At 63.0% G+C, this 20616-nt stretch carries 21 protein-coding genes; 8 read left to right on the top strand and 13 right to left on the bottom strand.

Going from position 1 to position 20616, the window contains the following annotated elements; translation table 11 throughout:
• Positions 1-14: 14 nt before the first annotated feature.
• The 6 genes from ACCD03_RS16920 to ACCD03_RS16945 all read right to left on the bottom strand — a co-directional run bounded on the left by ACCD03_RS16920 (position 15) and on the right by ACCD03_RS16945 (position 5842).
• Entirely contained in the window at positions 15-2240 is a 2226-nt protein-coding gene (locus ACCD03_RS16920) for a RelA/SpoT family protein (RefSeq protein WP_413412357.1), read from the bottom strand.
• Positions 2241-2279: 39 nt separating this feature from the next.
• Positions 2280-2648 carry a RidA family protein gene (locus ACCD03_RS16925; RefSeq protein WP_413412358.1) on the bottom strand — a complete coding sequence of 123 codons (369 nt, stop codon included), beginning with the start codon at positions 2646-2648 and terminating at the stop codon, positions 2280-2282.
• A gap of 30 nt (positions 2649-2678) precedes the next feature.
• A complete protein-coding gene (locus ACCD03_RS16930) occupies positions 2679-3548 on the bottom strand; it encodes an alpha/beta fold hydrolase (RefSeq protein WP_413412359.1) in 870 nt (289 codons plus the stop codon).
• Between the two features lie 144 nt (positions 3549-3692).
• On the bottom strand, positions 3693-4472 hold the full coding sequence (locus ACCD03_RS16935) for a 3-hydroxybutyrate dehydrogenase (protein WP_065856452.1): 780 nt from the start codon (positions 4470-4472) through the stop codon (positions 3693-3695).
• 22 nt (positions 4473-4494) lie between these two features.
• Positions 4495-5130: a 3-oxoacid CoA-transferase subunit B gene (locus ACCD03_RS16940; RefSeq protein ID WP_024975498.1), complete on the bottom strand. Its 636-nt coding sequence runs from the start codon at positions 5128-5130 to the stop codon at positions 4495-4497.
• A 10-nt stretch (positions 5131-5140) separates the two neighbouring features.
• Positions 5141-5842 (bottom strand): CoA transferase subunit A, encoded by a 702-nt coding sequence (locus tag ACCD03_RS16945; protein WP_045203198.1) that lies wholly within the window; start codon positions 5840-5842, stop codon positions 5141-5143.
• 153 nt (positions 5843-5995) lie between these two features.
• Between ACCD03_RS16945 and ACCD03_RS16950 the strand changes: the two genes are divergently transcribed.
• Positions 5996-6541: a LuxR C-terminal-related transcriptional regulator gene (locus ACCD03_RS16950; RefSeq protein ID WP_004636022.1), complete on the top strand. Its 546-nt coding sequence runs from the start codon at positions 5996-5998 to the stop codon at positions 6539-6541.
• Positions 6542-6553: 12 nt separating this feature from the next.
• Here ACCD03_RS16950 and ACCD03_RS16955 read toward each other — a convergent pair whose 3' ends face one another.
• Entirely contained in the window at positions 6554-7339 is a 786-nt protein-coding gene (locus tag ACCD03_RS16955) for an SDR family oxidoreductase (RefSeq protein ID WP_045203199.1), read from the bottom strand.
• Positions 7340-7549: 210 nt separating this feature from the next.
• Between ACCD03_RS16955 and ACCD03_RS16960 the strand changes: the two genes are divergently transcribed.
• On the top strand, positions 7550-9235 hold the full coding sequence (locus tag ACCD03_RS16960) for an electron transfer flavoprotein-ubiquinone oxidoreductase (RefSeq protein WP_260771873.1): 1686 nt from the start codon (positions 7550-7552) through the stop codon (positions 9233-9235).
• Between the two features lie 68 nt (positions 9236-9303).
• Here ACCD03_RS16960 and aroC read toward each other — a convergent pair whose 3' ends face one another.
• The 4 genes from aroC to ACCD03_RS16980 all read right to left on the bottom strand — a co-directional run bounded on the left by aroC (position 9304) and on the right by ACCD03_RS16980 (position 13442).
• Positions 9304-10404, bottom strand: a complete 1101-nt coding sequence (gene aroC / locus ACCD03_RS16965; RefSeq protein WP_413412360.1) for a chorismate synthase — start codon at positions 10402-10404, stop codon at positions 9304-9306.
• 85 nt (positions 10405-10489) lie between these two features.
• Complete coding sequence (locus ACCD03_RS16970; protein ID WP_253539899.1) at positions 10490-10903, bottom strand: FKBP-type peptidyl-prolyl cis-trans isomerase; 414 nt, start codon at positions 10901-10903, stop codon at positions 10490-10492.
• Positions 10904-10996: 93 nt separating this feature from the next.
• Positions 10997-12904 carry an MFS transporter gene (locus ACCD03_RS16975; RefSeq protein WP_325652128.1) on the bottom strand — a complete coding sequence of 636 codons (1908 nt, stop codon included), beginning with the start codon at positions 12902-12904 and terminating at the stop codon, positions 10997-10999.
• A gap of 82 nt (positions 12905-12986) precedes the next feature.
• Positions 12987-13442 (bottom strand): CBS domain-containing protein, encoded by a 456-nt coding sequence (locus ACCD03_RS16980; RefSeq protein WP_004634176.1) that lies wholly within the window; start codon positions 13440-13442, stop codon positions 12987-12989.
• Between the two features lie 240 nt (positions 13443-13682).
• On the opposite strand from ACCD03_RS16980, the gene ACCD03_RS16985 reads away from it, so the two are divergent.
• The 3 genes from ACCD03_RS16985 to ACCD03_RS16995 are packed head-to-tail and all read left to right on the top strand — an operon-like array spanning position 13683 to position 16186.
• Positions 13683-15017 (top strand): O-acetylhomoserine aminocarboxypropyltransferase, encoded by a 1335-nt coding sequence (locus ACCD03_RS16985; RefSeq protein WP_413412361.1) that lies wholly within the window; start codon positions 13683-13685, stop codon positions 15015-15017.
• A complete protein-coding gene (locus ACCD03_RS16990; RefSeq protein WP_413412362.1) occupies positions 15017-15841 on the top strand; it encodes an alpha/beta fold hydrolase in 825 nt (274 codons plus the stop codon). The genes ACCD03_RS16985 and ACCD03_RS16990 overlap by 1 nt, the downstream gene beginning before the upstream one ends.
• Positions 15842-15868: 27 nt before the next feature.
• A complete protein-coding gene (locus ACCD03_RS16995; RefSeq protein ID WP_045203204.1) occupies positions 15869-16186 on the top strand; it encodes an Mpo1-like protein in 318 nt (105 codons plus the stop codon).
• Between the two features lie 4 nt (positions 16187-16190).
• Here ACCD03_RS16995 and ACCD03_RS17000 read toward each other — a convergent pair whose 3' ends face one another.
• The gene (locus tag ACCD03_RS17000; RefSeq protein WP_413412363.1) at positions 16191-17516 is read right to left on the bottom strand and encodes a YihY family inner membrane protein; all 1326 of its coding nucleotides are present in this window, start codon (positions 17514-17516) and stop codon (positions 16191-16193) included.
• A gap of 68 nt (positions 17517-17584) precedes the next feature.
• Here ACCD03_RS17000 and wrbA point away from each other — a divergent pair, with 68 nt between their 5' ends.
• The 3 genes from wrbA to ACCD03_RS17015 are packed head-to-tail and all read left to right on the top strand — an operon-like array spanning position 17585 to position 19986.
• Positions 17585-18178, top strand: coding sequence for an NAD(P)H:quinone oxidoreductase (gene wrbA / locus ACCD03_RS17005; RefSeq protein ID WP_045203206.1), 594 nt, complete (start codon positions 17585-17587; stop codon positions 18176-18178).
• Complete coding sequence (locus ACCD03_RS17010; protein WP_325652118.1) at positions 18175-18567, top strand: DUF2069 domain-containing protein; 393 nt, start codon at positions 18175-18177, stop codon at positions 18565-18567. Before wrbA ends, ACCD03_RS17010 begins: the two co-directional genes overlap by 4 nt.
• Positions 18568-18573: 6 nt before the next feature.
• Entirely contained in the window at positions 18574-19986 is a 1413-nt protein-coding gene (locus ACCD03_RS17015) for an FAD-binding oxidoreductase (protein WP_413412364.1), read from the top strand.
• A 17-nt stretch (positions 19987-20003) separates the two neighbouring features.
• Here ACCD03_RS17015 and ACCD03_RS17020 read toward each other — a convergent pair whose 3' ends face one another.
• Positions 20004-20207 (bottom strand): hypothetical protein, encoded by a 204-nt coding sequence (locus tag ACCD03_RS17020; RefSeq protein ID WP_253539909.1) that lies wholly within the window; start codon positions 20205-20207, stop codon positions 20004-20006.
• Positions 20208-20616: the final 409 nt, after the last annotated feature.

The following is a 20616-nucleotide window of genomic DNA, read 5'->3' on the forward strand; positions in this document are numbered from 1 at the left end:
ACGAAACTATACCGTCACTTCCTTCGGGCTGTCAACACCCCCTGCACTTCTTCGATCAAAGTCAGCGCGCGCTGCAGCTGTGTCGCCTCTGACACCTCCGCGGTGAACTGCATTTTTGCGACGCCCTTGCTCGACAGCGTGCGCACCCCGGTCACGTTGATCTTCTCGCGCGAAAGAATTTCCGAGATGTCGCGCAACAAGCCCTGCCGGTCAAGAGCCTCGACCTGGATGTCGATCGGATAGACCGAATCGCTGCGTTGGCCCCATTCCGTCTGGATCACACGGCCCGGGGCGCGGGCGGCCAGTTGCTGAAACGTCGCACAGCTCTGCCGGTGGATCGATACGCCACGCCCGCGTGTGACAAAGCCAACGATCGGGTCCGGGGGCGCCGGCTTGCAGCAGCGCGACATCTGCGTAAGGAGCGAATCGACGCCCACCACCAACACGCCACTCTTGGCGCCACGGGCAACGCTGGTGGCGCGACTCTTCTTGGTGAAGGCCGCCTCGTCGTCCACGGGTGCGGGCGGCGGCGCCCCATCAGAGCGCAGGACAGCCTCGATGCGGCGCAGGCTCAACTCGTCCTTGGCGACCACGGCATAGAGATCGTCCGGCGTCCTGTAGCCGAGCTTGGCGGCCAGCTCTTCCAGGTTGACTGCGGTCTTGCCCTCGCGCTGCAGCGTCTTGTCGATGAGCGCCCGGCCCTGCGCTAGCGTCTCTTCCAACTCCATCGCGTTGAACCACGCGCGCACTTTCGTCCGGGCACGCGGGCTGACGAGATAGTGCAACTCGGTATTCAGCCAATCGCGCGACGGCCCGCCCTGCTTGACGGTGACGATCTCGACGGTCTGGCCGTTCTTGAGCGGCGTATTCAGCGGCACCATCGTGCCATCGACGCGCGCGCCGCGGCAGCGGTGGCCGAGATCACTGTGCAGGTAGTAGGCAAAGTCGACCGGTGTCGCGCCTTGCGGCAACGCGATCACGCGCGCCTGCGGCGTCAGCACGTAGATGTGGTCATCCAGCTCGGTATGCTTGAGTTGCTCCCACGGGGAATCCTCGTGCGCGACGGTGTGCTCGGCGTCATCTTTCCAGGCGAGGAGTTGGCGCAGCCAGGCGATTTTCTCGTCGTAGCGCTCGCTGGCGGAGAACTGGCCGGCGTAGCCCTTGTTGCCCGCTTCCTTGTAGCGCCAGTGCGCGGCCACGCCGTACTCGGCAAAGTGGTGCATCTCGCGCGTGCGGATCTGCACCTCCAGAGCGCGGCCATCGTCGCCGATCACCACCGTGTGCAGCGACATGTAGCCGTTAGCCTTCGGACGCGAGATGTAGTCGTCAAACTCCTTCGGGATCGGCTGCCACATGTGGTGGACGAAACCGAGCACCGTGTAGCAATCCTTGATGTCGTCGACGATGACACGGAAGGCCCGCACGTCGTACAGATCGGCAAAGTCGAGTTCCTTGCCGCGCATCTTTTTCCAGATGCTGTAGATGTGCTTGGGCCGGCCGCTTACCTCCGCCTGAATGCCGGCATCGTGCAACGTCTTTTGCAGTTGCGCGATGGCCTGGCCGATGAACTTCTCGCGCTCGATGCGCTTTTCATCCAGCAGGCGGGCAATGCGCTTGTAGGTATCGGGATCATCAAAGCGGAAGCCGAGATCTTCAAGCTCCCATTTGAGCTGCCAGATGCCCAGGCGGTTAGCGAGCGGCGCGTAGATATCCAGCGTTTCACGCGCCATGCCTTCCGGCGCCGGGCGTTTCGTCTGCGCGAGCCAGCGCAGCGACTGCAACCGCGACGCCAGCCGGATCAACACCACGCGAATGTCTTGCGCGAACGCGAGCAACATCTTGCGCAATGCCTCGACTTGCGCGCGGCGCGCTTCGGCCTCGTTCTTGCGCGTGATGCTGGCATCGGTCGGGCTGACGAGGCCGGCAATCGCGCCAATGCGCAAGAGTTGCCGCACGTCGTGCACGAGCTTGACAACCTCGGCACCGAATGCAGGCTCGAGCGCCTTTTCGTTGTCCATTGCCAGCGAGGGCAACAGAAACAGCGCAGCCGCCTGCAACGACGGCGTATCGACACGCAGCCCTTCAAGGATGGCGATCGTGCCGCGCGCGTGCGACTCCAGCGGCTCGCCGGTCAGCGTGACGCTGTCCGCGGCATTGGCCGCAAGATATTCGATCGCTCGTGCGACCTGCTCTGCCGCCGATCCGGGCCCCTCGGCCGGCCGTTCGGTCTTGTTCTCCATGATGCGTCCTGCTTGCGTCTCGCCTGTTGGGCGACGGGCTCAGTTCTTCTGCGCGGCCGTCACGACGATTTCGATGCGGTACTTCGGATTGGCCAGCGCAGCCTCAACGGTGGCGCGTGGCGGCGAGTTCTTGGAATCGGCGGCAACCCACTGGTCCCACACCTTGTTCATCTCGCCAATCTCGCCAATGTCTTTCAGGAAGATCTGGCACATCAGGATGCGCGTCTTGTCGCTGTTGTTGGCGGCCAGCACGCGATCGATGATGGCGAGCACTTCTGCCGTCTGCTCGGCAATGCCGGCGTCGAGCGTGATTTCAGGCACCTGCCCTGCCACGTAGACGACACCGTTGTAGACGGCTGCGTCGGAATAGCGATGTTCGACGTTGTAACGCTTCAGTTCAGTGCTCATCTTGCAAATCGAATGGGGTCGGACAACCGGTCATTGACCGAGAAAGAACTTGCGGGCGATCGCCACCTGATCCGGCTGGATGAAGGTCGGCGCATGGCCCACATCGGGAATTTCCACCGTATTCACATGCTGGCCGCGCTGCATCATGGCTTCGACGGTCTCGCGCGTCAGCAAATCGGAATGCGCGCCGCGCACAACCAACACCTCGCCAGGAATCGCCTCGAACAGTTTCCACAGTGTGGCTTCGCCGGCGGCGATCATCTCAGGCGTGGTGTTCTTGAACGGCTCGGCCAGGCGCGGATCGTAATGCAGGATCCACTCGCCGCCCTGGGGCTTCAGGATCGCGGCATTCAGTTCACGCCATTGCTCCGGCGTGTGGGGGCCGAATGAAGCGCTGATCGTCTTGAGGTACGCCAGCCCTTCATCGAAGGTCTTGAAGCGAACGTTCAGACCGAGGTAAGCACCGATGCGCGTCAACGACGACTCCGTCACGCGCGGGCCCACATCGTTGAGCAGCAGCTTGCGAATCGGCGATTTCGGCAGGCCTGCCAAACCGATGCCGATCAGGCCACCCATCGAGGTACCGAACCAGTCGACAGACTCCGCATTTGCGCGAGCGAGCAGCGTGACCATGTCCGACGCGTATTGCGGTAGCACATAGCCCTTCGGATCGGCCAGCCAATCGGAGCGTCCGCGGCCGACCACATCGGGACAGATGACGCGATAGTCATTGCACAGCGCCTGCGCCAGTACGTCGAAATCGCGCCCCGTGCGCGAGAGGCCATGCACGCAAACCAGCACACGCGGATTCTGTGCATCGCCCCACTCGTGATACGCCATCCGGTGCAAGCCGGACGGGCTCAGGCACTGCACGAAGGCAAGGCGCGGCGAAACTGGCATGAACAACTCCTGCACGTGAATGACGGAGACAGCGAAGCCTGATTGTACGCGGGCCCGCGAGCATGCGGCGGTGCAGCAGGCGCCCACGCCGATCAAAAACAAAAAAGCCTCGCCGGAGCGAGGCTTTTTCTGAGGCAGATCGGCTTACTGCGCGACCCAGCCACCATCCATGTTCCACGCCACGCCGCGCACCTGCTCCGCCGCATCGCTGCACAGGAAGACCGCCAGCGCGCCGAGCTGATCGGGCGTAACGAACTCGCCCGAAGGCTGCTTTTCCATGAGCAGATCCTTCTTCGCTTCGAGCGCGGACAGACCGTCCTTCTCGGCGCGCGCATCGATCTGCTTCTGCACCAGCGGCGTCAGCACCCAGCCCGGGCAGATCGCGTTGGACGTGATGCCCGTCTGCGCGGTCTCCAGCGCCACCGATTTGGTGAAACCGACGATACCGTGCTTGGCCGCCACGTAGGCCGATTTCTGCGCCGATGCCACCAGCCCATGCGCCGAAGCGATGTTGATGATGCGGCCCCAGTTTTTGCGCTTCATGCCCGGCACGGCAAGCCGCGTCGTATGGAAAGCCGAGGTGAGGTTGATGGCGATGATGGCGTCCCAGCGTTCGGTCGGGAAATCTTCGACGTTGGCCACGTATTGGATGCCGGCGTTGTTGACGAGGATGTCCACGCCGCCGAACTCCGCGTCGGCATAGGCGAACATTGCCTCGATCTCGGCCGGCTTGCTCATGTCGGCGCCGTGGTATCCGATACGGATGGCATTCTTGCCTGCCGCCGCGATCTGCGCCTTGGGCGCTTCCACATCGCCAAAGCCGTTCATGATGATGTTGGCGCCCTGCGCGGCCAGCGAGCAGGCGATACCCAGACCGATCCCGCTGGTCGAGCCCGTGACGAGGGCGGTTTTTCCTTGCAGCATGCGTGTCTCCGGAGGTCAGCGATTACAGCAGGTTGACGCCAGTCTTGGCCTGGATCTCCTCGCGCGAAACGCCCGGCGCGGTTTCAACCAACTTCAGGCCCTGCTCGGTCACGTCGATCACGCCGAGGTCCGTGATGATGCGATCGACCACGCCCACGCCCGTCAGCGGCAGCGTGCACTTGGGCAGCAACTTCAGGTCTTCGGTGCCGTCCTTCTTCTTGGCGGTATGTTCCATCAGCACGATCACACGCTTGACGCCGGCCACGAGGTCCATTGCGCCGCCCATGCCCTTGACCATCTTGCCGGGGATCATCCAGTTGGCCAGATCGCCCGTCTCGCTCACCTGCATCGCGCCGAGAATCGACAGGTTGATCTTGCCGCCGCGAATCATCGCAAAGCTCTGATCGCTGCCGAAGATGGCGCTACCGGGAAGCGTGGTCACCGTCTGCTTGCCCGCGTTGATCAGGTCGGCGTCCACTTCGTCTTCTGTGGGGAACGGGCCGATGCCGAGCATGCCGTTTTCGCTCTGCAGCCAGACTTCCTTGTCGCCGGTGTGGTTGGCAACCAGCGTCGGGATGCCGATGCCGAGGTTGACGTAGAAGCCGTCTTGCAACTCCTGGGCAGCGCGCGCCGCCATTTGGTCTTGTGTCCAGGCCATGTCGGTCTCCTTAGTTGGCTGCTCGGATGGTGCGCTTTTCGATGCGCTTCTCGGGCGTGGCATTGAGCACGATGCGGTGCACGTAGATGCCCGGCAGATGAATGTCGTCCGGAGCCAAATCGCCCACTTCGACGATCTCTTCGACTTCGACGATGCAGATCTTGCCGGCGGTGGCCGCAGCCGGATTGAAGTTGCGTGCGGTCAGGTTGAAACGCAGGTTGCCGGACTTGTCAGCCACCTGCGCCTTCACCAGAGCCACGTCGGGCACCAGCGAACGCTCCATGACGTACGTCTCGCCGTCAAACTCGCGCAGCTCCTTGCCCTCGGCTACCAGCGTGCCGACGCCGGTCTTGGTGAAGAATGCCGGGATGCCGGCGCCGCCCGCGCGCAGTTTTTCGGCCAGCGTGCCTTGCGGCGTGAATTCCAGCTCGAGTTCACCAGCCAGGTACTGGCGCTCGAACTCCTTGTTCTCGCCCACATAGGACGAAATCATTTTCTTGATCTGGCGGGTTTCCAGCAGCAGGCCCAGGCCAAAGCCGTCAACGCCCGCGTTGTTGGAGATGCATGTCAGGCCCTTGACGCCCGAATCGCGCAGCGCGGCAATCAGCGCTTCGGGAATGCCGCACAGGCCGAAACCGCCCACGGCGATGGTCTGGCCGTCCTTGACGACGCCCGCGAGCGCCTCGCTGGCGCTGGCGAAGATTTTGTTCATGCGTGCTCCTTCCTTGGTGGTCCAACGAATCCGGCAGGGTTTTGACCGATCACACAGTTGGGGTTTGTGCGATGCAGCGCCGGAAAATAGTAACGATACAATCTGGCGAGAATACGCAAGCGTCGCGCGACGCAGCAATACGTACGAATACATATGCCCGCCCTCGACTACCAAACTGCGTTCCAGCTTGCCCCCGTTGGCATGGTGATGTCCCGCGAGCGGGTCATGCTCGACGTCAATGACGAAGCCGCACGCATCTTCGGCCACGCACGCACGACGATGATCGGGCAGTCGTTCGAGCTGCTTTATCCGACGCACGATGAATACGAGCGCACCGGCGCACGCATCATCCCCGTCATGAATGCGCGCGGGAGCTATTCGGACGAACGCATCATGAAACGCGCCAATGGCGAGCTGTTCTGGTGCCACGTCACAGGCCGGGCGCTGGACCGCGCCAAACCGCTGGGCGAAGGCATCTGGACGTTCGAAGATCTGTCTGCGCATCGCCCCGTTACCGCAGCGCTCACGCCGCGCGAACGCGACATCGCTGCGCAACTGGTCGAGGGCAAGACCAGCAAGCAAATCGGCAAGCAGTTGGAGATCAGCCCGCGCACGGTGGAAATCTACCGCGCGCGGTTGATGAAGAAGTACGCCGCCAACACCTCGCTCGAACTTGTGCAGCGGCTGATGGGGCACTAAGCCCCCAGAGCCTTACACCATGCCGTCGTCGGCGTTGATAACGGCACCGTTGATGAAGTCTGACTGATCCGACGCCAGCAGCAGGATCAGCCCATCCAGGTCTTCCGGCTTGCCGACGCGCTTGCGCGGCAGCATCTGCACCAGCTTCTGACCGGGTTCGGTTTCCCAGTGATGATGATTGATTTCGGTATCGATATAGCCCGGGCAGATCGCGTTGGTATTGATGCCGTAACGCCCCCACTCCAGCGCCATGGCCTTGGTCATGTGCACCACGGCCGCCTTGCTCATGCAATACACGCCAATCTGCGACAGCACTTTCAGCCCCGCCACCGATGCGATGTTGACGATGCGCGACTGCGGCAGTGGCGAGCCGTTCTTCTCGGCGCCCTTGGCCCGCGCAATCATGCGCTTGGCCGTTTCCTGTGCAACAAAGAAGGCGCCGCGCGTGTTGGTGTCGAATACGAAATCGAAGTCGTCGGGCGTCACGTCGACCATGCGCTGCGTGGTCGAAACCCCGGAATTGTTGACCAGGATGTCGATCGTGCCGGCTTCGGTTTCAGCGTGGGCGATGGCCGATCGGATGCTGTCGGGGTCAGTCACGTCCAGCCGGATGACGTGGGCGCTGCCGCCCTTGGATTCGATGTCAGCGCGCAGTTCTTTCAGGCGCTCGACACGGCGCGACGCCAGCACGACCTTTGCGCCGGCGGCTGCCAGCGTGTGGGCGAAACGCGCGCCCAGGCCGCTCGATGCGCCCGTGATCAGCGCGACCTTGCCTTCCAGATTGATCGATAAACCCATGATGCGTGTTCCCCGTGTGTTGGTTTGGCATGCGCCGGGCTGCTCCGAAGCAACACCGGCATGTGATTTGGGCGCAGCTTAGCAAAAAATCGAACGATCGTTCAGAAATTTCCCTTGCCGCATCCGGGCGTGTCCCGGACAATGCGGAAAATTCTAATGCAGCAATCCGTCATACCAATAAGCAAACGCCCTACAAGCGAAGAGACACTTATGAACCAGCAGCAGCTCCTCGAACAATACGGCCCGCGAGAATCCATGGAGTATGACGTCGTTGTCGTCGGCGGCGGCCCCGCCGGCCTGGCGACAGCGATTCGCATCAAGCAACTGGCTGCCGAGACGGGCAAGGATGTGTCCGTCGTCGTGCTGGAAAAGGGTTCCGAGCCGGGTGCACACATTCTGTCGGGTGCGGTGATGGACCCGCGCGCCATCAACGAACTCCTCCCGAACTGGAAGGCCGACGGCGCCCCACTCAACCAGGCGGTCACTGGCGACGACGTGCTCTTCCTGAGCGAGACCGACGCTAAGCGTACGCCCGACTGGCTCGTGCCGCGCAACTTCCACAATGACGGCTGCTACGTCGTCTCGCTATCGAACGTGGTCAAGTGGATGGCCACGCAGGCCGAAGCGCTGGGCGTGGAAATCTTCCCCGGTTTCGCTGCCGCAGAAGTGCTTTACGACGACAAGGGTGCAGTGCGCGGCGTGGCCACCGGCAACATGGGCATCGGCAAAGACGGTGAACCAACAGAGAACTTCCAGCTCGGCATGGAGTTGCTCGGCAAATACACCATCTTCGCGGAAGGCGCGCGTGGCCACCTCGGCCGCCAGTTGCTGGAGAAGTTCAAGCTCAACGCCGGCAAAGACCCGCAGACCTTCGCTATCGGCATCAAGGAACTCTGGGAGATCGACCCGGCCAAGGCCAAGCCCGGCCTCGTCGTGCACACTGCCGGCTGGCCGATGGAAGACGACACCTTTGGCGGCGGCTTCCTGTATCACCTGGAAGATAACAAGGTCACGCTCGGCTTCGTGATCGGGCTGGACTACAAGAACCCGTGGATGAGCCCGTTTGAAGAAATGCAGCGTTGGAAGGCCCACCCGGCCATCCGCGCGCACATCGAGGGCGGCAAGCGCATCGGCTACGGCGCACGCGCCATCAACAACGGCACGCCGCAAGCGCTGCCGAAAACGGTGTTCCCAGGTGGCGCGCTGGTGGGTTGCGACGCCGGTTACCTGAACGCGGCACGCATCAAGGGCAGCCACGCAGCCATCAAGAGCGGCATGATGTGCGGCGAAGCCGTGTTCGAAGCTGTGACGGCCGGCCGTTCCGCTGATGAGCTGTCTGCTTATCCTGCCGCCTTCGAGCAGAGCTGGCTGAAGGAAGAACTCGACCAGTCGCGCAACTTCAAGCTGTGGTTCAAGAAGAGCCCGACGCTGGGCAAGATCATGACCGGCATCGAGCAGTGGCTCCTGCCCAAGATTGGCGTCAGCAACCCGCCTTGGACCCTGCACGGCACGAAGTCGGACAACCAGTCGCTCAAGCCGGCATCGGAATGCCCGAAGATCGAGTATCCGAAGCCGGACGGCAAGATCACGTTCGATCGGCTGTCGTCGGTGTTCATCTCGAACACGAACCATGAAGAGAACCAGCCGGCCCACCTGACGCTGAAGGATCCGACCGTTCCGACGCGCATCAACCTGACGCAGTTTGCCGGCCCTGAGCAGCGCTACTGCCCGGCTGGCGTGTATGAGTTCGTCAAGAGCGATGAGGGTACCGAGCGCCTGCAGATCAACGCGCAGAACTGCGTGCACTGCAAGACCTGCGATATCAAAGACCCGACGCAGAACATCGTGTGGGTCACGCCGGAAGGCGGCGGCGGGCCGAACTACGTTGGCATGTAAGTATCGGGCGAGCGCCCAACAAAAAAGACGGCATGAAGCCGTCTTTTTTGTTGCCTGATCGAATCGATTCAGGAAGCTTTTGCCGCGATGGCCGGCGTCTGCACCGACACATCGCCGCATTGCGCGCGATGGCGCAGCGCGTGATCGATCAGCACGAGTGCCAACAGCGCCTCGGCGATTGGCGTAGCACGAATGCCAACGCACGGATCATGGCGGCCGAACGTCTCGACCACCGCAGGGTCACCTGCCTTGTCGATCGAACGGCGCGGCGTGCGAATGCTCGACGTCGGCTTGATCGCCAGCGACACGGAGATGTCCTGCCCTGTCGAAATCCCACCGAGGATGCCCCCGGCGTTGTTGCCGACGAAGCCCTCCGGCGTCAGTTCATCGCCATGCTCGGAGCCGCGCTGGCTGACTGCGTGGAAACCGGCGCCAATCTCAACGCCCTTCACCGCGTTCAGGCCCATCATCGCGTGTGCAATATCGGCATCCAGGCGATCAAACAGCGGTTCACCCCAGCCGACGGGCACACCCGTGGCCACCACCTCAATGCGCGCGCCGACGGAATCGCCGTCCTTGCGCAGTGCATCCATGTAGGTTTCCAGCTCGGGAACGATCTCGGCATTGGGCGCAAAGAACGGGTTGTTCGGCACCTCGTTCCAGTCCATGAACGGGATGTGAATATCGCCCAGCTGCGACATGAAGCCGTGGATTTCGACCCCGAACTTCTCACGCAGCCACTTCTTGGCGACGGCCCCTGCGGCCACCGTTGGCGCCGTCAATCGTGCGGAAGAACGGCCGCCACCGCGCGGGTCACGGACGCCGTATTTGTGCCAGTACGTGTAATCGGCATGGCCGGGACGGAAGGTCTCGGCGATGTTGCTGTAGTCCTTGCTGCGCTGATCGGTATTGCGGATCAGCAGGCAAATCGGGGTGCCTGTGGTCTTGCCTTCGTACACGCCGGAGAGGATCTCGACGAGGTCTTCTTCCTTGCGCTGCGTCACATGGCGCGAGGTGCCCGGCTTGCGCCGATCCAGATCGGGCTGGATATCTTCTGCCGACAGTGTCATGCCGGGCGGGCAGCCGTCGATGACAGCGCCAATGGCCGGGCCATGCGACTCGCCGAAGGTGGTGACGGAAAACAGCAGGCCCAGGGTATTGCCAGACATGATCGTGCTCAGGAAGGCGCCGCGACTACCGCGGCGCGAAACATCGGGAAAACGGTATTGTAAGGCCGATCTGCCGGCCGCCAGATCAGCTGCCGATACCCAGCAACTCGACCTCGAAGTTCAGCGTGGAATTGGGCGGAATCGTGCCGGGCACGCCGCGCTCGCCGTAAGCGGTGGCTGCTGGGCACGTCAGCTTGGCTTTGCCGCCCACCTGGATCTTCTGCACGCCTTCGGTCCAGCACGGAATCACGCGATTCAGCGGAAACGAGATCGGCTGCCCGCGCTTGTAGGAGCTGTCGAACTCGGTACCGTTGGTGAGCGTGCCGCGATAGTGCACCTTGACCGTGTCGCTGGCCTTGGGCGACGGGCCGGTGCCCTTGGTCAGCGTCTGGACGGTCACACCGGAGGGCAGCGTCTCGGATGCCGGCGATGCGGCTTGCGCGGTAACGGCAGCCAGGGCAAGCAACGAAGCGCACAGCAGCGGGGAAACGTGTTTCATGGCAGGTAACGGGAGAGTTGGAGGTCAGAGAAAGCATCACGGCCGATTGCGGGCCAACCGGCAGTGTATCGAAGTCCGGAGGCGGGCCAGGCGCTAGAGCCGCTCCCCGCGCAGCGCCAGCACGGCGGCCTGCATCGCTTCGGGCGAGACGGCATGCGCCGGCACCGGCGTGCCGATGCACAGCTCCAGCTTATTGAGGAAACCGCGACGGAACGGGCGCGACATCGCCGCCCCGCCCTTGCGGGAGAAAAAGCTGCCCCAGAGCCCGCGCAGCGCCATCGGCACCACCGGCACAGGTGTGCGCTCGATGATGCGGCGCATGCCTTCCTTGAACGGGTTCATCTCGCCCGTGGCGGTGATCTTGCCTTCAGGGAAGATGCAGACGACCTCGCCTTCCGCCAGTGCGGCCGCAATGGTGTCGTAGGCGCGCTTGAGCATCTCCGGGTCTTCGTGCAGCGGCGCGATCGGAATCGCCTTGACCGTGCGGAAGAACCACGACAGCACGGGCACCTTGAAGATGCGGTGGTCCATCACAAAGCGAACGGGCCGGCGCACGAATGCGCCCACCACCACGGCATCGACGAAGCTCACGTGGTTGCAGACCAACAGACATGGGCCTTCATCGGGAATCTGCTCGGAGCCGTCCACCTTCACGCGATAGACGGTATGGATTAGCAGCCACATCACAAAGCGGATCAGGAATTCCGGCACCAGCGTGTAGATGTAAATCGCCACCACGGCGTTGAGGATGCCGGTAACGAGGAACAACTGCGGGATCGTGAATCCGGCACGCGTGAGCACCATCGCCAGCACAGCTGAGGCGATCATGAACAGCGCGTTGAGGATGTTGTTGGCGGCAATGATGCGCGCCCGGTGCGTCGGTTCGCAGCGGCTCTGGATCAACGCGTACAACGGCACGCTGTAGAAGCCGCCAAACATTGCCAGCAGGAACAGGTCGGCCAGCACGCGCCAATGGCGGTGGTTCTGCAGGAAGCCGGAAATGCCCGTCAGCACGTCGTGCGCAACCAATGCCTCGGCGTGGGACGAAAAGTACAGATCTACTGCAAACACCGTCATCCCGATCGAGCCAAACGGCACCAGGCCGATTTCCACCCTGCGACCGGAGAGTTTTTCACACAGCACCGAGCCCAACCCGATGCCGACCGAAAACACGGCCAGCAGCAGCGTCACCACGTTCTGATCGCCGCCAAGCACGTTGCGCGCAAAGGCAAAGAACGACGTCAGGAACGTCGCGCCCACGAACCACAGCCACGAAATGCCCATCAGGCTCAGGAACACCGCGCGCTGGTTGCTCGCGAGCTTCAGGTTGCGCCAAGTCTCGGAGATGGGGTTCCAGTTGATACGCAAGTCCGGCTGCGACGCCGGCGACACCGGCACACCACGCGCCGTCAACCAACCGGCCACGGCAATGACAATACAGGCGACGCCAGTGAACATCGGGCCGATCAACTCGCCGTTGCGCGTGTAGTTGGCCAGCTCGCCACCGCCGATGGTGCCGATCAGGATGGCGACGAAGGTGCCCATTTCCACCAGCCCGTTGCCGCCCACCAGTTCCGTCGATTGCAGATGCTGGGGCAGATATGCGTACTTGACGGGCCCGAACAGCGTCGAGTGCACGCCCATCAGGAACGTGCACAGGTACAGCAGTTCAACGTGGCGCAGCGCAAAACCCGCGCAACCGATCGCCATGATGGCGATTTCCAACGTCTTGACCAGCCGGATCAGCCGCGCCTTGTCCATGCGATCGGCAATCTGTCCGCTCGTGGCCGACAGCAGCACAAACGGCGCAATGAAGATTGCAGAAATCAGGAACGCCGCCGAAGCCGGGTCCGCATTGCCGAACAGCGCGGCGTGGTATGTGACCAGCGAGGAAAACGCCACCTTGAAAACGTTGTCGTTCATCGCGCCCAGGAACTGGGTCCAGAAGAACGGTGCAAAACGACGCTGCTTCAGCAGGGAAAACTGGCTCGATTGGCTCATCGGCGGGCGGTTCTGGGTTCAACAAAAAACCCGCTCGCAACGGCGGGCGGGTTTCAGGAATGCGGTAAAGAGATCGCGCAGATCAGTCTTCGTTGGCTTTTTCTTCCGGCCAGTCGCGAATGTACGCCTTGAGCATCTTGTTTTCGAAACTTTGGTCTTCCAACACGGCCTTGGCCACGTCGTAGAAGGAAATCACGCCCATCAACGTGCGGCTGTCGAGCACCGGCAGGTAGCGCACATGGTGCTCCAGCATGATGCGACGGACTTCGTTGACCTCGGTTTCGGGCGTGCAGGTGACGGGATGATCGTCCATCACCTTGCGAATGGTCGTGCCCTCGCCCACGGAACCGTGGTTCTTGGCGACAACCTTGATGATTTCTCGGAAGGTCAGCATGCCGACCAGCTCGCCGTACTCCATGACCACGAGCGAGCCGATGTCTTTTTCCGCCATCGTCTGCACGGCCACCTGGAGCTTGGTTTCAGGTGCCACGGTGTAGAGCGTGTTGCCCTTTACGTGGAGGATGTCGCTGACTTTCATGTTGCGTCTCCCAGAGTTCGGGGTGCCGGTCTGCCGGGGGAGCGACCGCGCGCGGGTTGTGGTTATGGTTGTGATTCGATCCTAGCCCAAACCGGAGCGCTTCGACAAGCATGCAGCGCAGAAAAAACCTGTCAAAAACCGCGCCCGCTCGGCGTTTGCCCGGAATGCGCTGCAACAGGGAGCAGTGCTAGCATGCCGCGTCCAAACCCGCTCCCGCTCCCTTTCAGGGTGCTTGAATCCATGTCCAAAGCCCGCTTCGACACGCTGGCCCTGCATGCCGGTGCCGCGCCCGACCCGGCCACCGGCGCGCGCGCCACGCCCATTCACCTGAGCACGTCCTTTGTGTTCCGCGACAGCGAACATGCGGCGTCATTATTCAATATGGAACGCGCGGGGCACGTCTATTCGCGCATCTCCAACCCGACCGTTGCCGTGTTCGAGGAGCGCATGGCCGCGCTGGAAAACGGCGTAGGCGCCATCGCCACCGCCTCGGGCCAGGCGGCGCTGCATCTGGCCATCGTCACGCTGATGGGTGCCGGCTCGCATATCGTCGCGTCTTCGGCGCTGTATGGCGGCTCGCACAATCTGCTGCATTACACACTGCGCCGCTTCGGTATCGAGACGACCTTCGTCAAGCCCGGCGACATCGACGGCTGGCGCGCGGCCATCCGCCCGAACACGCGGCTGCTGTTTGGCGAGACGCTCGGCAACCCGGGGCTGGATGTGCTGGACATCCCAACCATTGCGTCGATTGCGCATGATGCGGGCGTGCCGCTGCTGGTCGATTCAACCTTCACCACGCCGTGGCTGCTGCAGCCGTTCGCGCATGGTGCAGACATCGTCTACCACTCGGCCACCAAGTTCCTGGGCGGGCACGGCACAACCATCGGCGGCGTGCTGGTGGACGGCGGCACGTTCGACTACGTAGCCGCAGGCAAGCATCCCGAGCTGACCGAGCCGTACGCGGGCTTCCACGACATGGTGTTTGCCGAGGAAAGCACCGTCGCGCCCTTCCTGCTGCGCGCGCGACGCGAAGGCCTGCGCGACTTCGGTGGCTGCATGAACCCGATGGCCGCATGGCAACTGCTGCAAGGCATCGAGACACTGCCGCTGCGCATGGCGCGGCATGTTGACAACGCCCGCCGGGTCGTCGCCTTCCTGGCGAGCCATCCGATGGTGGCGTCGGTCGCCTACCCCGAGCTGGAATCGCACCCCGATCACGCGCTGGCCAAGCGCCTGCTGCCGCGCGGCAGCGGTGCGGTGTTCAGCTTCGATCTGCGCGGCGACCGGCGTGCCGGCCAGCAGTTCATCGAGTCGCTCGGCCTGTTCTCGCACCTCGCCAACGTGGGCGATGCACGCTCGCTGGTCATCCATCCCGCATCGACGACACACTTCCGCATGGATGCCGACGCGTTGGCCGCAGCCGGTATCAGCGAAGGCACGATCCGTCTTTCAATTGGCCTGGAAGACGCTGACGACCTGATCGACGATCTCAAGCGCGGCCTGAAAGCCGCCGAGCGCGCGATGTCCGCCGCGCCGGGCAAAGCCGCCGCCAACGCACCGGGAGCCCGCTAATGGAATGGACCGTACAAGGCGAGCGCGCCTACGCCTACACCGGGGGCAAGCCGTTCAATGTCGAATTGCCGTGCGTCGTGTTCGTGCATGGCGCCCAGAACGATCATTCGGTCTGGGGGCTGCAGACGCGCTGGTTTGCGCACCACGGCTTCAGCGTATTGGCGGTGGATCTGCCCGGACACGGCCGCAGTGTCGGCGCCCCGTTGCAGACGGTGGAAGCCATGGCCGATTGGGTGATGGCGCTGGTGCAAGCGGCTGGCGTCACACAACCGGTCATCGTCATCGGCCACAGCATGGGCTCGTTGATTGCGCTGGAGTGCGCGTCACGGTACGCAAGTCGCGTGCGCCGCATCGCCCTCGTGGCGACGGCTTGGCCGATGAAGGTGTCGGATGCGCTGCTCGATGCGGCGCTCAACAACACGGCCGGCGCCATTGACATGGTGAATACGTGGTCGCATTCCAGCCTCGCAAACAAACCCTCGTCGCCCGGGCCGGGCTTCTGGATGCATGGCGGCAGCCAGCGGCTGATGGAACGGATAGCGCGCGGTGCCGAGGCGCCCGTCTTTCACACAGACTTTGCGGCCTGCAACGCTTATGCACGCGGCGCCGAAGCCATGGCGGCCGTGAAGTGCCCGTCACTCGTCATCGTGGGAGAGAAAGACCAGATGACCCCAGCGAAAGCTGGACGTCAGGTTGCAGCAGGATTGGCCGGCAGCCGCGTAGTCGGCCTGCCAGGCGGGCACGCGATCATGGGAGAATGCCCAGACGGCACACTCGACGCGCTGATCGCCTTTGCGCGCGAACGAGACCCGGTCGTCGCATAAGTCGCAGTCGCCTCCCGGAGACGCATCATGGCCACCACCGACACCCACAGCTTCGGCAGCTTCGCCGAGTTCTATCCGTATTACCTGAGCGAGCATCAAGACCGCACCTGCCGGCGCCTTCACTTTGCCGGTTCGACGGTGGCGCTGGTATGCCTGATCCTGCTGGTTTTCACGGGCAACCTGTGGTGGCTACTGGGGGCGGCCGTGAGTGGTTACGCGTTCGCGTGGGTCGGGCACTTCGGATTCGAGAAGAACCGGCCCGCCACGTTTCGCCATCCGTTTTACAGCCTGATGGGCGACTGGGTGATGTATCGCGACATCTGGACGGGCAAGATCCCGTTCTAAAACGTCAGGCGCTGGCGCTGGCAGCGGCCATTGCGGACGCCGCAGGTGCGGTAGCCGCCTGCGCTGCCGCCGCCACGCCGCGTTCGCCCGTCGTAAAAATGCTCTCCAACGTGGCATCGAGCGCAGGATTCTGCAGTTGGCTGACCAGCGCGCGCGTATCCCCCAGATGGCGTGCCAGCGCGGTGCGCGGCAAGCGCGGCAGACTCAACACCAGCCTTTCATAGAGCGGTCGCAGCGTGGTCGTGTGCGCATCGCACAGCAGCGCCCAATGGGCCTCACCTCGATCCTGCTGCAGCTTGCCGATCAAATGCAGCGCCTTCAGCTTGGTCAGCAGATCAGCCAGGTAATCGGCTTCCAGTTGCAGACGCCGGCCGATATCGCGCTCGGGCACCGTACGTGGCGCCTGTTCGCGGGCGCGATACAGCAGCAGCAGAACACCCAGCGCATCGAAGAACTCGCTGCCCGGAAACGTGCGCCGTTGCCAATAGCCCTGGCGGATGATCGGCAGTGTCGACGCAATGGTCGCGCCGAGCAACGTCACCAGCCAGCTCACGTAGATCCACGTCAGGAAGATCGGTAGCGTGGCAAACGCGCCGTAGACGGCTGTGTATGTGGGGATATGCGCGACGTAAGCGCCAAAGACACGCTTGGCAATTTCAAACGCCGCCGCAGCAATCAGCCCGGCAATGAAGGCATCGCGCCGTTCCACATTGGTGTTCGGCACGAACACGTACAGCATCGCAAACGCAATCGCCGAAAGCAGGATCGGGATCAGGCCCACGATCACACCCAGGCCGAACGGCAGCTTGTGCACATAACCCGCCGAGATCGACACGAGGTACGAACTGACCGACAGGCTTGCGCCAATCAGCACCGGCGCGAATGTCATCAGCGCCCAGAACACCAGAACGCGCTGCGCGAGCGGCCGCCGATGGCGCACACGCCAGATGGCGTTCAACGCGTTCTCGATGGTGAGCATGGTCATCACCGACGTCACGACCAAGCCGATCAGGCCCGCTGCTGTCAGCCCTTTGGCGTTGCTTGAGAACTGGTTGAGATACGTCAGGATCGGCCGGCTGATGCTGCCCGGCACGAGATTGCTGAACATGTAGCCCTCGATGTCCGCCCGGAAGCTCTTGAACATCGGAAATGCCGTGAACAGCGCAAAGGCCACCGTCAGAATGGGAACCAGCGACAGCACCGTCGTGAATGTCAGGCTGCTGGCCACTTGCGGTAGGTGGTCTTCACCGGCGCGGCGCAAGGCGTAACGCGCCAGCGCACGGAGCTTGGCGGCATTCCATTGACGAAGCGCACGGGTGGAAAAAAGCATGAAAAATGAGGCTGGAGGCGGGGTTGGGGGGCGCAACTATAATACCGCGACGCTCTCAACGCTTTGTTATGAAAGATATCCTGGTCTTGTACTACAGCCGTCACGGCAGCACACGCGCATTGGCCGAAGCCATTGCGCAAGGCATTGAAAGCGTCGACGGCGCCCAGGCGCGTGTGCGCACGGTGCCCGCCGTCTCCACCGTCTGCGAAGCCACGCAGCCCGACGTGCCAGACAGCGGCCCGCCCTACGTGGAAGTACGCGATCTGGAGGAATGCGTGGGCCTGGCGCTGGGTTCGCCCACGCGCTTTGGCAACATGGCTGCGCCGCTCAAGTACTTCCTGGATGGCACCACACCGCAATGGCTGGCGGGCGCGCTGGCCGGCAAGCCGGCATGCGTGTTCACCTCCACGGGTAGCATGCATGGCGGGCAGGAAACCACTCTGCTCTCGATGATGCTGCCGCTGCTGCACCATGGCATGGTCGTGCTCGGTCTGCCGTATCAGCACAGCGAACTGCTTTCCACTGATGCTGGCGGCACGCCATACGGGCCGTCACACGTCGCGCATCGCGGCGATACCGCACCGCTTACCGCCCACGAACGCACGCTCGCCACGGCCATGGGCCGGAGGCTAGCGCAGACTGCTCTGAAGCTCGCCGCATGACTCCCGCCGACAACGTCGTCACCGAATCCCGGGCACTGGCTGTGCTGAGTGCCGGCAGCCTCATCGCGTTGATCGTCCTATGCGCCGCGTGGGAGTTGTGGCTTGCGCCCGTGCGCCCGGGCGGCTCGTGGCTGGCGCTGAAGGCGCTGCTGCTGGCGTGGCCGCTGCCAGGCGTGCTGCGCAAGAACCGCTACACGATGCAATGGGCGTCGATGTTCATCTTGCTCTTCTTTACCGAAGGCATCGTGCGGGCGACATCGGACGTTGGGCTTTCGCGCTCGCTGGCATGGGGCGAGGTGGCGCTCAGCGTGGTGTTCTTCACCGCAACCATCTTCTATCTGCGCCCGTTCAAGCGCGCCGCAAAAGCCCGCGCCGGCCACAGCGCCTGACCCGCCATGACTCACGATGCCTTCCTGCAAGCCTGCGTTGATGCCATCGGCGCAACACACGTTCTAACCGCGCCGGAAGACCAAGCGCCCTACCTTACCGATTGGCGCAAGCGTTTCTCGGGGCGCGCACGCGCAGTGTTGCGCCCGGCCAGCCCCGACGAGGTGGCAGCGCTCGTGCGCCTGTGCGGCGAATACGACGTGCCCATCGTCCCGCAAGGCGGCAACACCGGCCTGTGTGGCGGCGCCACGCCCGACATGGAAGGCAACGCGGTGGTGATCTCGTTGCAGCGCATGCAGCGCGTGCGCGCCGTCGACCCGATCAACAACACCATCACCGTGGATGCCGGCTGCATCCTGGCAAACGTGCAGCAAGCTGCCGCCGATGCAGACCGCCTCTTCCCCCTCAGCCTGGCGGCCGAAGGCAGTTGCACGATCGGTGGCAATCTGGCAACCAACGCGGGCGGCACCGCCGTCCTGCGCTACGGCAATGCGCGCGAGTTGTGTCTGGGCATCGAAGCGGTCCTGCCCAACGGCGAACTCTGGAACGGCCTGCGCGGCCTGCGCAAGGACAACACAGGCTATGACCTGCGTGACCTGCTGATCGGCGCGGAAGGCACGCTCGGCATCATCACCGGGGCGATGCTGAAGCTGTTTCCGCAACCGCGCGCCAGGGTGACGGCGCTGGCGGCGCTGCAATCGCCGCGGCAGGCGTTGGAGTTTCTATCGCTGACGCAAGGCCATGCAGGGACGCTGCTGACGGGCTTCGAGCTGATGTCGGCGTTTTGCCTGGAGCTGGTGCGCAAGCATTACCCGCAACTGCGCGCGCCATTTACGCAGGCATATCCGCAATACGTGCTGCTGGAATTGTCCGATCTAGAAAGCGAAGCGCACGCGCGCACGCTGTTCGAATCGCTGATGGAAGAGGCGCTTGCGCGCGGCGTGATCGACGATGCGGCAGTGGCGGAATCAGTGGCCCAGTCGCGCGACTTCTGGAGCCTGCGCGAACATATTCCGCTGGCGCAGGCAGATGAAGGCAAGAACATCAAGCACGATATTGGCGTGCCCATCTCGCGCATTGCCGACTTCATTGACGTGACCGATCGCGCGCTGGCTGCAGCCTATCCCAGCATCCGCATGGTGACGTTCGGCCACCTGGGTGACGGCAACCTGCACTACAACGTATCGCCGCCGGAAGGCCATGCGCACGACGCGTTCCTGGCCAATCAGGACGGCATCAACCGCATCGTGCACGACAGCGTGCATGCGCATGGCGGCTCAATTTCGGCCGAACACGGCATTGGCCAACTCAAGCGCGAAGACAACGCGCGTTACAAGAGTCCTGTTGAACTGGCAGCCATGCGCGCGATCAAGCAGGCGCTGGACCCGCGCGGCCTGATGAATCCGGGGAAAGTGTTGTAAGGCGATCCGGCGTTGCTTCAGCCGAACAGCTTCAGCGTGTAGTTCGCCACCGCAAAGAGAACCGTCGCGGCCAGCAGCCACAACAGCATGCGCGGTACGCCGCTGGGCGGCAGACGATGATCATTGACGCTGGAACGATCGCCGATGCGCCCGCTCTGGGCGCTACGGATGTAAGTGCTACGTGACGACCCTGCCGGGCGTCGTGCATGACGTGTGCTCATTGTGGTTTCCTCCCTGCCCCATGGCTAGCGCCTCGCCCCGGCTCCCTGCAGCCATGGCGAAACACAGCAGCCCCATGGATCGCTCCACGGCTGCCCAAACAAGACTCCCTCTTTTCCCGTCTGGTCCGAACCGAAAAGGCTTCGTCACGCCCGTTTGGCGTGCGTAGGCACGGTGTTCCGCGTCATTGCGCGGAATTTCGAATGAAACGTTATTGTTGTGTGGCACTACCCGACGCCACGAAATGTATCAAAAATCCCCCCAATTGGGGGGTACGTATTTTAGGTATCACCTTTTGGATGATGCGCAGGAACGACGCTTGCGGGCTCGATAAGGGCAAACCCGGAACTCGACCCATGTATGGAGGCAGCCCATGCCCGCTTTGCCCGATCTGACCAAGCGCGCCCACAT

The sequence above is a fragment of the Ralstonia sp. Ralssp135 genome (genome assembly GCF_047304345.1).
Lineage (GTDB): Bacteria > Pseudomonadota > Gammaproteobacteria > Burkholderiales > Burkholderiaceae > Ralstonia > Ralstonia chuxiongensis.

Coding starts and splice junctions, on each gene's coding strand:
- ACCD03_RS16920 (WP_413412357.1), bottom strand. CDS start 2,240: ATGGAGAACAAGACCGAACGGCCGGCCGAGGGGCCCGGATCGGCGGCA.
- ACCD03_RS16925 (WP_413412358.1), bottom strand. CDS start 2,648: ATGAGCACTGAACTGAAGCGTTACAACGTCGAACATCGCTATTCCGAC.
- ACCD03_RS16930 (WP_413412359.1), bottom strand. CDS start 3,548: ATGCCAGTTTCGCCGCGCCTTGCCTTCGTGCAGTGCCTGAGCCCGTCC.
- ACCD03_RS16935 (WP_065856452.1), bottom strand. CDS start 4,472: ATGCTGCAAGGAAAAACCGCCCTCGTCACGGGCTCGACCAGCGGGATC.
- ACCD03_RS16940 (WP_024975498.1), bottom strand. CDS start 5,130: ATGGCCTGGACACAAGACCAAATGGCGGCGCGCGCTGCCCAGGAGTTG.
- ACCD03_RS16945 (WP_045203198.1), bottom strand. CDS start 5,842: ATGAACAAAATCTTCGCCAGCGCCAGCGAGGCGCTCGCGGGCGTCGTC.
- ACCD03_RS16950 (WP_004636022.1), top strand. CDS start 5,996: ATGCCCGCCCTCGACTACCAAACTGCGTTCCAGCTTGCCCCCGTTGGC.
- ACCD03_RS16955 (WP_045203199.1), bottom strand. CDS start 7,339: ATGGGTTTATCGATCAATCTGGAAGGCAAGGTCGCGCTGATCACGGGC.
- ACCD03_RS16960 (WP_260771873.1), top strand. CDS start 7,550: ATGAACCAGCAGCAGCTCCTCGAACAATACGGCCCGCGAGAATCCATG.
- aroC (WP_413412360.1), bottom strand. CDS start 10,404: ATGTCTGGCAATACCCTGGGCCTGCTGTTTTCCGTCACCACCTTCGGC.
- ACCD03_RS16970 (WP_253539899.1), bottom strand. CDS start 10,903: ATGAAACACGTTTCCCCGCTGCTGTGCGCTTCGTTGCTTGCCCTGGCT.
- ACCD03_RS16975 (WP_325652128.1), bottom strand. CDS start 12,904: ATGAGCCAATCGAGCCAGTTTTCCCTGCTGAAGCAGCGTCGTTTTGCA.
- ACCD03_RS16980 (WP_004634176.1), bottom strand. CDS start 13,442: ATGAAAGTCAGCGACATCCTCCACGTAAAGGGCAACACGCTCTACACC.
- ACCD03_RS16985 (WP_413412361.1), top strand. CDS start 13,683: ATGTCCAAAGCCCGCTTCGACACGCTGGCCCTGCATGCCGGTGCCGCG.
- ACCD03_RS16990 (WP_413412362.1), top strand. CDS start 15,017: ATGGAATGGACCGTACAAGGCGAGCGCGCCTACGCCTACACCGGGGGC.
- ACCD03_RS16995 (WP_045203204.1), top strand. CDS start 15,869: ATGGCCACCACCGACACCCACAGCTTCGGCAGCTTCGCCGAGTTCTAT.
- ACCD03_RS17000 (WP_413412363.1), bottom strand. CDS start 17,516: ATGCTTTTTTCCACCCGTGCGCTTCGTCAATGGAATGCCGCCAAGCTC.
- wrbA (WP_045203206.1), top strand. CDS start 17,585: ATGAAAGATATCCTGGTCTTGTACTACAGCCGTCACGGCAGCACACGC.
- ACCD03_RS17010 (WP_325652118.1), top strand. CDS start 18,175: ATGACTCCCGCCGACAACGTCGTCACCGAATCCCGGGCACTGGCTGTG.
- ACCD03_RS17015 (WP_413412364.1), top strand. CDS start 18,574: ATGACTCACGATGCCTTCCTGCAAGCCTGCGTTGATGCCATCGGCGCA.
- ACCD03_RS17020 (WP_253539909.1), bottom strand. CDS start 20,207: ATGAGCACACGTCATGCACGACGCCCGGCAGGGTCGTCACGTAGCACT.